General features: G+C 62.7%; 10 protein-coding genes and 1 pseudogene. 9 read left to right on the top strand and 2 right to left on the bottom strand.

What is annotated here, in order from left to right; genetic code table 11:
* Nucleotides 1-26: 26 nt before the first annotated feature.
* The 8 genes and pseudogenes from ACQR1I_RS33920 (at nucleotide 27) to ACQR1I_RS33885 (ending at nucleotide 8,702) form a co-directional block, all read left to right on the top strand.
* Entirely contained in the window at nucleotides 27-1,166 is a 1,140-nt protein-coding gene (locus ACQR1I_RS33920; protein ID WP_434869841.1) for a sugar ABC transporter substrate-binding protein, read from the top strand.
* Nucleotides 1,167-1,309: 143 nt separating this feature from the next.
* Nucleotides 1,310-2,851, top strand: coding sequence for a sugar ABC transporter ATP-binding protein (locus ACQR1I_RS33915; RefSeq protein ID WP_434869840.1), 1,542 nt, complete (start codon nucleotides 1,310-1,312; stop codon nucleotides 2,849-2,851).
* A complete protein-coding gene (locus ACQR1I_RS33910; protein ID WP_434869839.1) occupies nucleotides 2,848-3,828 on the top strand; it encodes an ABC transporter permease in 981 nt (326 codons plus the stop codon). The genes ACQR1I_RS33915 and ACQR1I_RS33910 overlap by 4 nt, the downstream gene beginning before the upstream one ends.
* Complete coding sequence (locus tag ACQR1I_RS33905; RefSeq protein ID WP_434869838.1) at nucleotides 3,825-4,802, top strand: ABC transporter permease; 978 nt, start codon at nucleotides 3,825-3,827, stop codon at nucleotides 4,800-4,802. Before ACQR1I_RS33910 ends, ACQR1I_RS33905 begins: the two co-directional genes overlap by 4 nt.
* Nucleotides 4,803-5,115: 313 nt before the next feature.
* Nucleotides 5,116-5,652 carry a hypothetical protein gene (locus tag ACQR1I_RS33900; protein WP_434869837.1) on the top strand — a complete coding sequence of 179 codons (537 nt, stop codon included), beginning with the start codon at nucleotides 5,116-5,118 and terminating at the stop codon, nucleotides 5,650-5,652.
* Between the two features lie 584 nt (nucleotides 5,653-6,236).
* Nucleotides 6,237-6,317, top strand: a pseudogene (locus tag ACQR1I_RS33895) (sugar ABC transporter permease); the annotation flags it as partial.
* Nucleotides 6,318-7,752: 1,435 nt separating this feature from the next.
* Nucleotides 7,753-7,986 carry a hypothetical protein gene (locus ACQR1I_RS33890; protein ID WP_434869836.1) on the top strand — a complete coding sequence of 78 codons (234 nt, stop codon included), beginning with the start codon at nucleotides 7,753-7,755 and terminating at the stop codon, nucleotides 7,984-7,986.
* Nucleotides 7,987-8,306: 320 nt separating this feature from the next.
* Nucleotides 8,307-8,702 carry a hypothetical protein gene (locus ACQR1I_RS33885; protein WP_434869835.1) on the top strand — a complete coding sequence of 132 codons (396 nt, stop codon included), beginning with the start codon at nucleotides 8,307-8,309 and terminating at the stop codon, nucleotides 8,700-8,702.
* Nucleotides 8,703-8,874: 172 nt separating this feature from the next.
* Here ACQR1I_RS33885 and ACQR1I_RS33880 read toward each other — a convergent pair whose 3' ends face one another.
* Both ACQR1I_RS33880 and ACQR1I_RS33875 read right to left on the bottom strand, forming a co-directional pair.
* Nucleotides 8,875-9,618: an imm11 family protein gene (locus tag ACQR1I_RS33880; protein WP_434869834.1), complete on the bottom strand. Its 744-nt coding sequence runs from the start codon at nucleotides 9,616-9,618 to the stop codon at nucleotides 8,875-8,877.
* A gap of 188 nt (nucleotides 9,619-9,806) precedes the next feature.
* On the bottom strand, nucleotides 9,807-10,859 hold the full coding sequence (locus ACQR1I_RS33875) for a hypothetical protein (protein WP_434869833.1): 1,053 nt from the start codon (nucleotides 10,857-10,859) through the stop codon (nucleotides 9,807-9,809).
* A gap of 487 nt (nucleotides 10,860-11,346) precedes the next feature.
* On the opposite strand from ACQR1I_RS33875, the gene ACQR1I_RS33870 reads away from it, so the two are divergent.
* Nucleotides 11,347-12,345 carry a LacI family DNA-binding transcriptional regulator gene (locus tag ACQR1I_RS33870; protein WP_434869954.1) on the top strand — a complete coding sequence of 333 codons (999 nt, stop codon included), beginning with the start codon at nucleotides 11,347-11,349 and terminating at the stop codon, nucleotides 12,343-12,345.
* Nucleotides 12,346-12,383: the final 38 nt, after the last annotated feature.

The following is a 12,383-nucleotide window of genomic DNA, read 5'->3' as shown; positions in this document are numbered from 1 at the left end:
CGCTGCAACAACAGGGGAGGTCACGAATGTCTTCCAAGTCGATGAAGGCGCATTGCCTTGCTACGTGCGCATCGCTCGTGCTGCTGTCGGCCTTTGCCGGCAAGGCGCTGGCCGAGCCCGAGGTGACCAAGGGTCCCGCGGCTGAGCCCGAGTGCATGGTGCCGTGGACCGCCGACACCAAATTCTTCAAGTTTCCCGCCAAGAAGGGCCCCTACCGCGTCGCACTCGCGAACGGCTACATCGCCAACACGTGGCGCATCCAGATGATCCAGACCGCGAAGGCCTATGCCGCGCAGCCCGAGGTCAAGGCCAAGCTGAAGGAATTCAAGGTCGTGTCGACCGGCGAGGACGTGCCGGCGCAGATCTCGGCGATCAACAACTTCATCGACTCCGGCTATGACGCCATCGTCGTCAATGCGCAGAACCCGACCGCGTTCGGCCCGGTGATCAAGCGCGCCAAGCAGGCCGGCGTGGTGCTCGTCGCCTTCGACAACATCCTCGCCACCGAGGACGCCATCAACGTCAACGTCGACCAGAAGGGCCTCGGCGAGCTCTGGGCGCGGTGGCTGATCAAGAACGTGCCCAATGGCGGCAAGGTGCTTGAGGTGCGCGGCGTCGCCGGAACGTCGGTCGATACCGACCGCCACAACGGCCTGAATTCGGTGCTCAACGGCTCGGGCAAGAAGTGGCAGGTCACCGAGGTCGTCGGCAAGTGGGACGACGGCGTAGCCCAGAAGGCCACCGCCGACGCGATCGCGACCAACGGTCCGTTCGACGCGATCTCCGGCCAGGGTGGCGACACCGGCATCGTGCAGGCGATGCTCGACGCCAAGCACAAGATGGTGCCGTTCGGCGGCGAGACCGAGAACGGCTTCCGCAAGTTCTGCGCCGCCAAGGCGTCGGAAGGCCTGAAGTGCTCCTCGGCCGGCACCGGTCCTGCACAGGTCGCGGTCGCGATCAAGGTCGCGCTCGCCGCGCTTGAAGGCAAGGTCGTGCCGCAGTCGGTCAAGCTGCCGCTCGCCGTCGTCGAGGATCCCAACTTCAAGAAGGACGAGGACTACTTCCCGTCACAGTCCGACAACTTCTTCGTCGGCAACTCCTTCCCCACCTGCGGCATCAACTTCACCGCGCAGGAGATCATGGGCCAGTCGAAGGAAAACCAGTAGGACGAGAGGACACATCACGATCCGCCGCGCGGCCTGATGGCGCTCGCGGCGGATCGGGCGTATCGTCCGAATGTCTTGATGGAGCCCGTGAGCGCGGTTCGCCACGGGCGAGTCCCCGTTGCCGAACCGCTGAGGAAGCAGACATGAGCGCGGCCGAGCCGCTGTTTCGCGCCGAAGGCCTGTCCAAGCGCTATGGCGGCGTGATCGCTCTCGACCGCGCCGACCTCGAAGTCCATCCCGGCCGCATCCACGCCATTCTCGGCGAGAACGGGGCCGGCAAGTCGACCTTGATCAAGCTCATGGTCGGCGTGGTCGCGCCTGACGAAGGGCGCATGACGCTCGGCGGACGCGAGGTCGCCTTTCACAGCCCGTCTGCCGCCAATGATGCCGGCGTGGTCTGCATCTTCCAGGAGCTGTCGCTGATCCCCGATCTGTCGGTCGCCGACAACATCGTCATCAGCCATCCGCCGACGCGGCTCGGCATGATCGATCGGCGTGCCCAGCGCCGCATCGCCGAGGAAGCCCTGCACCGCGCCGGCGCCGGCGACATCCATCCGCGCGCGCTGGTGAAGGACCTGCCGCTGTCTCGCCGGCAGATGGTCGAGATTGCGAAAGCGCTGGCGCGGCAGCCGAAGATCCTGATCCTCGACGAGGCAACGTCGGCGCTGACGGCGTCCGACGTCACCAAGGTGTTCGAGGTGCTCAAGCGCCTGCGCGCCGAAGGCCTCGCTTTGCTTTACATCTCCCACCGCATGCACGAGATCGCCGAACTCGCGGACGATTGCAGCGTGTTCCGCAACGGTCGCCGGATTTCGACCTTCGCCGCCGGCACCAAGACGGATGCTGAGGTCATCGAGCTGATGATCGGCCGCGAATACAAGCACGCATTCCCGGACAAGCCGGTGCGCCAGCCCGATGGCCGTCCGCCGGCGTTGCAATGCAAGGGCCTCGGCTGGGGCGACCGGCTGAAGGACATTTCCTTCTCCCTGCATGCCGGCGAGATCATCGGCCTCGGCGGGCTCGATGGCCAGGGCCAGCGCGAATTGCTGCTGGCGCTGTTCGGCGTGCTCAGGGACATCAGCGGCGACATCGTCATCGATGGCGACAAGGTCGCGATCGACAGCCCGGTCGCCGCCAAGTCTGATCGCATCGGCCTGGCCCTCATCCCCGAGGATCGCAAGACCGAGGGGCTGATGCTGCCGATGTCGGTGCGCGACAATCTGTCGGCGGCCGCGTTCGACCGCTTCGCGCGCTTTGGCATCATCGACCGGCAGCGACAGTCGGCGCTGATCGACGAGATGATCCGCCTGATCGAGATCAAGACCGCCTCCCCTGATCTTCCGGTCAGCGCGCTGTCCGGCGGCAACCAGCAGAAGGTCGTGATCGCGAAATGGCTGATGAACAAGCCGCGCATCATCCTGCTGAACGATCCGACGCGCGGCATCGACGTCGGCACTAAGCAGGAGATCTACCGGCTGCTGCGCCGGCTCGCCGACGAGGGCGCCGCGATCCTGTTGTATTCGACCGATTATGACGAGCTGATCGGCTGCTGCGACCGCGTGCTCGTGATGTATGATGGCGCGGTCAGGCGCGAGCTCGCGGGCGCCGACATCACCGAGCGTGCGCTGGTCAGCAGCGCCCTCAACGTCGAGGACAGCGAACGAGCGGAAGCGAGTCTGGGATGACCGAGTGGCGGTACTGGCTCTCCGAGCAGCGCGGCACCCTGCTGGCGATCGGCATCTTCGTCGCGATGTTCCTGATCTATGCGACCAACCATCCGGCCGGCTTCAGCGCCAACATGGTGCAGACGGCGTCCAACAAGGCGACCTTGCTGGCGTTCGTTGCAATGGCGCAGGCCATCGTGGTGATCACCGCCGGCATCGATCTGTCGGTCGGCATGATCCTGACGCTGACCAACTGCCTCGCCTCGTGGATCGTGGTCGGCACCGCCACCGAGACCGCGCTCGGCGTGGCCGGCGTGCTCGGCACCGGCCTCGTCTGCGGCATGATCAACGGCGCGATCGTGATCTTCGGCCGCCTGCAGCCGATCGTGACCACGATCGCGACAGGCGCGATGTATTACGGCGTCGCGCTGTTTCTGCGCCCCAATCCCGGCGGCTCCGTCAACGAGACCTTGGCCGATGCGCTGACGGGACGGCTGTTCGGCGTGCTGCCGACCAGCCTCGTGGCGCTGGCCGCGGCCGCGCTGCTGATCTGGGTGCCCTACAGCCGCTCGGTGATCGGCCGCGCGGCCTTCGCCACCGGCTCCTCCGAGGTCGCGGCCTACATGTCGGGTGCGCCGATCCGTGCCGCCAAGTTCGCGGCCTACACCCTGGCCGGGCTGTTGTCGGCGATCGGCGGCCTGTTCCTGACCTTCTTCTCCTATACCGGCGAGGCCGCCTATGCGAGCGGCAACGCCTACACGTTGTTTTCGATCGCGGCGGTGGTGCTCGGCGGCGTGTCGCTGATGGGCGGACGCGGCAGCGCGATCGGCGCCATCTTCGGCGCGCTCGCCTTCCGCACCATCGGCGATCTCCTGTTCGTGTTCGACTTCGATCCGTTGTGGCAGCCGTTGTTCCAGGGCATTGTCCTGATGCTCGCGGTCTCCATCGGCGCGTTCGGTCTGGTGCGTGTGCGCAATCGGCTGGAGTGGTTCGGATGAGCGAGGCAACCGCAACACCATCTGCTCCGCTTGGAGCCATGCTGCGCCGGGTCGATCCGGCGGTCGCGGCGTCGTTCGGCTGCATTCTGCTGCTGCTGCTGGTCGGCAGCCTGTATTCGCGCAGCTTCCTGTCGCCCGAATATCTGCTGCAGCAGTTGAAGGTGGCGAGCTTCCTGGGTGTGATCGCCACCGGCATGATGCTGGTGATCCTGCTCGGCCAGATCGACCTGTCGGTGCCCTGGGTGGTGACGTCGGGCGCGATGATGGCCTGCGCAGCAGCCGCGCACGGCACGACGGGCGCCATCCTTGCGATCCCCTTCGGCATCCTCTGCGGCGCGGCCATCGGGTTGTTGAACGGCATCGGCGTCGCCTATTTGCGCATTCCCTCGATGATCATCACGCTGGCGACCAACGCGGTGGCGCAGGGGCTCATGGTCGCCTACACCGGCGGCTTTTCACCGCAGGATTCCGCCTCCAAGGCGATGCGCTACCTCGCCACCGGCAATGCCGTGCCCGGCCTGCCGAATGCGGTGCTGGCCTGGGCGATCATCGGCGGCGCCGCGATCTGGCTGCTGTCGCGCACGACCTTCGGCCGCGCCATCTACGCCATCGGCAACCGCGAGCGCGCCGCCTATCTCTCCGGCATCGACACGCGACGCGTCACCATGCTGGCGTTCGCGCTGTCGGGCGCCCTCGCCGCCTTCGGCGGCGTGCTGCTCGCCGGCTACGCCTCCAAGGCCGCGCAATCGATGGGCGACGCCTATCTGCTGCCCTCCATCGCCGCCGTCGTGCTCGGCGGCACCCACATCCTCGGCGGCCGCGGCAGCTATCTCGGCACCATCGCCGGCGTCATCCTGATCACGCTGCTACAGTCCATCCTGTCGGTGATGCAGATCAGCGAAGCCGGCCGCCAGCTGATCTACGGCGCCGTCATCATCCTGATGCTGCTGATCTACGGCCGGCAGAAGGCGTAGCGGGCGTCTTCGAACTTGTGAAGCTGCCGGCCCTTCACGACCGATTCTCGTCGCGCTCTCGGGCCTCGATCGCGAGTCTGCCTTGGGCCAACGAACATTGACACTCGAAGACGCTCACTACGATTCTATCGTGAACAGACTGGCTACTGAAATCCGGATCAGCTCAGGGTCATCAGCTCAAATCTACTTGCGATTCGATCGGGGCGGGATATCAACGCCATAGTTTGCAGGGCTGACTCGCGAGCGCCCTTTGGGGTTGAGAGCCCAGATTGCTCTCGGTTTGAGCGCCAACTTCGACTGTCTAGAGGGGCACATGGCAATTATGTCGCAAACGAAAATTCAAATCCCCATTGGATTTAGTAATTTGGGCGGGGATGACCTAGACAGTCTGCTTCAAGAAGATGTTGCGGTGTTGTCGCCGCTGTTCGAGCAGGTCATCGTTACCGCACCCGGGCAGATTTCGGGCGCGCCAATTCTTTTCCTCTACGCTCACTTTAGCGAGAATGGATTTTTTCGCGATTTGGGCTCTAGAGGAGTCCGACAAATTGTAGAAGCAACGCGTGCGCGCCTCGTCGTCGTTGCATCGCCAATATCGGGAGAGACCTTACAGAAGGCTGCTAAGGTTCCGGGCCCCAAGACCGCCAACCTGATTTTTACGCTAGATCGGAAGCAGAAATACTTTGGGGCGTTCTTCAAGGAGCTCTTTGAGAGGATGCGTGACGGCGAAGAAATGCTCTTCGCATGGGTGCAGATCGCACCACAGGGGCCCTTTCAACGCACTGATATTCCTGCCACCATTCTTGTCGCGGAAGCCGGCAAGCTCGTGCTCCCAGCCCCTCCGGTGCGGTGAGCCTTTATCCGTCGCCTGCCTAAAGGTGAAAGTGTCCGCTCTGGGTCAACGGACTAAACCGCTCGCGCGGTAGGGCACACAGCCGGCAGCACCGCTAGAGGATAGCGCAACGAGGCTTCCTGTCTTGAAATGAGGGGTTCGCAACCCTCCCGGTAAAGAGAGGCTGCAATGACCATCAAGGTCGCCGTCAAGTCAGAGGTCGTTCGTGACCCCACGGTCAAAGCCTCGCCGATCACGAGGCCCGCGTGCGCCAACTCGAGCGCGGCCTGACGTTGCGTCGGTAATTTTCCGTCGTCATGGCCGGGCTTGGCCCAGCCATCCATTCGCGTTGTCGCGGCGGGCCGATATGATACAACTTCGCGTGTTGGGGCGTGGGGACGTGTTGACGATGGTGTCTGCAGGGAAGATGCCGCTCTCTGTTTGTTGGCCCCGTGGCATTGGTGTTGCGGCAGTGCTGCTCGGGTTCGTGCTGTCGAGCGGTACGTCGCTTGCAACCGCGCCGGCGGCGATCAAGCCGGCTACGATGACGAAGCCCGCCACACAGCTCAAGCTGGCCGCGCGACCGTCGCCCCGCGCTGCCCACGCTCCGGCTAGATCAGCTCAGCCTGGCGATGGCCTCCATCGTCTGCGCGATGCCGCTGGTGCTCCCCCTGGTCTATTTCATGGCCTCGTGCCGATTTCGTTTGCCCTCGTCAGAGGCTCCGCCGATGCCTGTGGCGCTGGTTGCGACAGCTGGATCGCGGCCGAGGGCACGATCGACCCCGGCGCGGCGGCGCGTTTCCGCAAGTTCATGAAGCAGATCGGTAACCGTAAGCTGCCGATCTACTTTAATTCTCTGGGCGGCGTTCTCGAGCAGGCGCTCGCCATCGGCACCCTTCTGCGCGAGCGCAAGGCCGTGGTTCGCATCGGCCGCACCACCTTGCGCGAGTGCGGCTTCGAGGCCCAAGACGGCGAGACCTGCACCAGGCTCAAGCAGTCCGGGCGTGAGCTGCACGGTGAGGTCTGGACGCGCGGGGCGATGTGCAACTCGGCCTGTCCCTACCTGATCCTGGGCGCGCCGAGCCGCGAGATCGCCCCGGATGCAACGCTCGCGGTGCATTCGCCGCGCGTCATGAACTTCACCGGCGGCTCGCTGACCTGGGAGGTGCGCGCACAGCCGATGCAGCAGGCCATGGCGCGATTGGACCGGATGGTGCTCGACTATATCAGCAAGCTCGGCGCGGATCCGCGCCTATGGACCGTGTCGCGCTCCGTGCCCTTCGAGGGCATGCGCAACTTTACGCGCGAGGAGATCGCGCAGTTTGCGCTCGATCGGCGCGAGCGGATCGAGAGTCCCTGGATGTTCGAGGCGGCCAATCGCGGCGTCGCCTCCAAGACCATTCTCGTCCGCAAGGAAGGCGAGGCCTCGTTCCGCGCCACGCGCTTTCAGCTCGTTTGCTTCAATCAGGACCGTTTCGAGCTTGATGTCGAGCGCAATTCGCCCTCCGGCGCCGGATCTGCATCGCTGGCGCTGGTGAGCCGGGAGGTCCGGTTGAACTTCCTCTCGCCGCCGCGCCGATCAGACATCCGTGAAACGTGGGGCGTGTTGCTCGACTTCGGCCAGGCGCGGGCGCTTGCGGCGTCGGCTGCCGAATTGGTCGAGGGCCCATCGACCGTCGCGCGTGCAGACGACGCGACGTTCCCGGTCGACGGCGACGGCCTGCAGAACGCTCTGAAGTTGCTGGTGGACAGCTGCCCGCCGCCCAAAACGGCTCCGCAGCCTGTCGTCTCACCCGTGCCCTGGCAGCAGATTCCGTGGCCCCAAGCCTTCGCCGCTCAGCCCCTGCGCTGACCGGTGATACGGGAACGCGTGCGTTGGCGATATGTAGGCGAAGCGGATGTCATGCATGCCATGAGACATTTGCATGCAAATGCATGAGCCAATTTGCTAATGAAGCAGCTTTGGGTCAAGAGCTGTCCTCTGCTTGTGCGACTGTTTACTTCTGGTTGAACTCCGACAGCGGACATCGCCCGTTCCAACCGGGAAGGTATGCCATGGGCCACAAAGGGACATGGTAGAATTTGGCTGGTATAGTCAGGCTCCCGTGAGGAGCTTCATGAATGGCAAAAAAGAAGTCGATTGCACCAGTTAGATTTGCGGTCACATATGAACTCGATGGCTCACCGCACTACGGCGCGATCCAGATCAAGGATGGTGACCGGCTGCATCTCGAAACACCGCACGGATCAAAAACGGCCGCTCTGACCCCGAAGTCGGACGTCCAGTCGCTGACGATGATTTTGCTCATGGAATTGGGAGCAAAGCTCGTTTCGATCAACACTCATTCAAGTTAGCGGCAATCTCTTGCGCACATCATTGGTCGGCTCCGGGTCAGGCCGCCAGCTGATCTACGGTGCCGTCATCATCCTGATGCTGCTGATCTACGGCCGGCAGAAGGCCTAGCGGGCATCTTCGGAAACTGGGCGAGCTTCCGGCCTTTGACGACCGACTATCGTCTCCCTCTCGGACCTCGGTGGCGAGTCTGCTTTGGGCCAATTGCAGAAGTCTATATTGTTGACAGACCGCCGCCGGGGCAGGAAGAGTCGACGGCCCCGGTGCGACGATGACTGGTGTGACTTGCGCTAAGGCGTGCGCAAGAAAGCCGAGGTGTCAGATGTCATTGCGTGGAGTGATCCGCAAATCGGACCGGACTGCACTGGGTAGTGTGGCCGACGTTCAACTGCAGCTCAGTCGGGTTTTTCCTGAGGTTCGGTTTGTGTACCTGGCTGAGAAACCGCCAGGTGCGGTCGAGGCTCAAAAACATATGCCTTTTGCGCTGCGACTCTGGCTTACGTTGTTCGGAGTAGACGGACGCTACCCCTGTTGCAACGGCTCCTGGGAGCGCCCGGAAAATTTGGGCGGCGGCGCGATTGAGTTCTATTTCGAGACCAATGGGCCCGTTCGATATATCAGCGCGACTGGCTATGGCAGAACCCATGGTTTCGACGCCCTATACGAAGAACTCGAAAAGCACACTGGTTGGAAGATCAACTACGGCATCTTTGCTTGACGGGCGGATCACCGTCCGCGTCACGCGCTCATAGTCAAATGCCCGCGAAGAGTCACAAGCCTCCCTCCGGCCCTCCGACGGCTTCCTTCCGACTAAAACCAGAAAGCGGACTTCACGACCGCCGACCGAGAGGTCCGCGAAGGGCCAAAAGCAGACCTCCGTTCGTGCAGATTCACGATCGTTCCCCACCCACCCGCTGTGCGTTCATTTGGCCGGGGAATTTTGAGTCAAGCTCTTGCCAGAGTGCGTCCTCGATGAAAACCTCCGATTGGTGGCTGTACCTTTTATTGTCTACAACCCAGGGCGTGTCATGCCAGATCAAGGGTTCGCTGGCGGTACGCCAGCGTAGCTTCCATTGCTCGAAATCATGTTGCAGACCGATAGGCACCGTACCGTCTTCTCTCGCCGGAAATTCGCGCGTTGGTGATTCCAGCCAAAGCAACCGCTGGGTGCGGCCGAGAACGTTGATGAAATAGTAGTTCCGCCTGTGATTGAGCCGCAAAGAAATTCGTTGCTTAGCTTCAACACCTACGGGATAGAACGTGGCTCGATCCGGCGCGAAGCTTGCTAGTACGGCCCGACCAAACTCCCGCATTGAATAGTAAACATCAAGCAAGGGGTTGACCCAACTAGTCCGCGCTTTCCGAATGTCAACAGGAATAAATTCCACTTGTCCAGGAGCGCTTTTGTCAAAAATCGTCCGTGCTTGCTCGGATACGACGACAATGCCGCGCGATGCATGAAAGAGGTCTGGCAACGGGCCCTTTGCTCTTTCTACAATAAGCGATCGGGGGAATTGAGAAGCGGGAATTGGCCGATTCTCGATTCTGAAATCCATCCAGTCTTCGCCCATCTCGTAGTCGCCCAATTTAAAGATGGTGCCGTTGAACCAAGTCGGATCGAACCTGTAGACCATTCGCTGTCTCCTCGACTCGCATATGAGCCGTAGGACAATTTCTGGTCAATAGAGGATCCGCACACACGTCCGCTTCGGGTCAAAAGCAGACTTCCGGCACTCCGATGGCTTGCTTCTGGTTGAACCCCGAAAGCGGACATCTCCCGTTCAGACCGCAAAGGTCTGGCATAGGCCAATCACGGACTGACTCACTCTGTTGGAGCCGGACCCAGCAGCCGATTGCGCCATTGCATCATCAGTGCTGCCAGTTCATCGGCGGACATGCCGTATATGTCCGGGAGCGCTGCATTGTAACCAAGCTTCGCGGTCTCCCATCGCGCAAGTCTCCAACCGCTCCATTGCGTGTCAATGTATCGAACGACCTTTGTGCGCAAGCCCGGCAGATAACCGGCACCCAGCAGATATCCGGCATGAATGTTTGTCACGCTCTCCCAGCGAGACTTTCGAACAAAGTAGAATTGCTTCACTCGGAAGCCGTCCGCGTCTAGCGTCAAGGATGCCGAACCCGGAAGAAGATTTGTTGCGAAGACAAGCGCGCAAAGTGCGAAGAACAAAAGACTGAACCATATCTTTGCGTTGCTGCCATCATGAACCAGCAGGCCCGTGCCAATGGCCACGAATAACGCAGAAACTCCAAACAGCCTCAGAAACCTTGATCGGCTCGCATGCAACGTCAAAGGCCCAGGGAATTGCACGAAATGAGATTGAACCATCCGACACCTGTTTGGCAGCAAAGCATGACATCGGGCTATTCGGGAAGATGTGCTACAATTTGTAGCAGTTGTGAAGTGGAAGTCAATCAGCAAGCTTACCGGCCGCCTCAAGCCGATCTGGCCTGTCCAGTCCTTCCGGAAAAAATAAATCACTTTCAATTTTTCCGAATTCATGATTGTCTTGCGGCATCCCGGCCCGCGAGAGGGGCGCTTCGCGATCGTCACGAGACGTGGGGCCGGCGATGCGGTGGCCGCGAGTTTGCTGCAGCGGGCTGAAGGGCTCGCCGACGAACGGCAGCTTGCGGACGTGAAGACGCGTGGTCCTGGCGCCCCGAGGCTGGCGCCAAATTGGCGGGTGATGATGATCCCGCCGATGACGGTGGCTAACAAGCCGGACACCGGGGAGAGCGCGCCATAAGCGTGAAAACCATCGCGCGGGGAATGCCGGGATGTCTCGGCTGAACCTGTGGTTCCTGCCGCCTGCATTTTTTTCGCAGGCGGGCCATGGGTGCGGCCAGCGCCCGGCATTCCCCGCGCCCTCTCTCTTGAAAGGGCGGCCCACCTGCAGAACTCGGACGCCGATGCGCCGCGAGATGGCGAGGACGCGTGTCCAGACGGACGCTGTTTCCAGATGGTCCCTCTTCCAGATGGCCCGCGCCCCCTTCTCTCTTACAATCAGGACGTTCGGGCACCGTTGCGGCATTCTCAGCTGTCGTCCCTGCGAACGCAGGGACCCATACCGCGGACGCTCTCGGGGAAGCACGGCTCTCAATCATCGTCCCAGCGAAGCCGGCGGTTATGGATCCCTGCGTTCGCAGGGACGACAGCGGAATGTGGCGAGGGCCCACCTCGCCGCCGGCCCATTCCCGGTTGTTATCGATATCGTAAGCGATGTATCCTCTCGCTCCCGCCAGCTTCGGGCCGCCCGATGAGGCTGCGCACGTACAGGAGATGACCGCACGAGATGAAGCCGCCCCGGCCGACGACCAGGACCAGCCCGAAGCGGCCAGCGACCATGGCGGAGGTGGCCGCGCGGGCCGGTGTGTCGGCGATGACGGTCTCCCGCGCGCTGAAGAGCGACGGCGCGGTCTCCGAGGAGACGCGGCGCAGGATCCTCGCCGCCGTCGACGAGCTCGGCTACGTGCTCGACCTCTCGGCCGGCGCCTTGTCGTCGAAGCGGACCGGCTTCGTCGCCGTGCTGGTGCCCTCGATCAACAACTCCAACTTCTCCGACACCGCCCGCGGCATCACCGAGGTCGTCGAGAGCCAGGGCCTGCAGATGCTGCTCGGCTATACCGACTACGACATGGAGAAGGAGGAGCAGCTCGTCCAGGCGATGCTGACGCGCCGTCCCGACGGCATCATCGTCACCGATGGACGGCATACGCCGAAGGCGCGGCGGATGCTGCAATCCGCCGGCATCCCCGTCGTGGAAACCTGGGATTTGCCCGAGAATCCGATCGATCACGTGGTCGGCTTCTCCAATGCCGAGGCGTCGCGCGCCCTCGTCCATCGCCTCTATCAGAAGGGCTATCGCAACATCGGTTTCATCGGCGGTGCCAGCCGGCGCGACACCCGTGGCGCGGATCGCAGGCTCGGCTATGTCAGGGCTGTCGAGGAGCTCGGCCTGCCCGCGGGTCGCACGATCTCGTTCGGCAATCCGCCGATCTCGATGGAGCAAGGCGGCCAGGCGATCGTGCATCTGATCCAGCAATGGCCGGATGTCGACTGCGCGGTGTGCGTCTCCGACCTTTCGGCGTTTGGCGCGATCATGGAGTGCCACCGCCGCGGCTGGGCCGTCCCCGGCCGGATCGCGATCGCCGGTTTTGGCGATTTCGAGGTGTCGCGCTGGTCCTGGCCGCGGATCACCACCGTCGCGGTGGATTGCCGCAACATCGGCCTCGAGGCCGGCCGCATCCTGCTCGGCGCGCTCGATGATGTGCAGCGCCAGCGATCCTCGAGCCCTGCAACCTTGATCGTTCCGTTCGAGGTGATCGAGCGCGAAAGCACCTGACCTCCGATGGCTTGACAGCAACTGGACACCCGCTACGA

This window comes from Bradyrhizobium sp. HKCCYLS2038, from assembly GCF_051167655.1.
In the GTDB taxonomy this organism is placed as follows: domain Bacteria; phylum Pseudomonadota; class Alphaproteobacteria; order Rhizobiales; family Xanthobacteraceae; genus Bradyrhizobium.
Note: the sequence above shows the minus strand (reverse complement) of the source record. Positions and strands in the feature narration are given on the sequence as shown.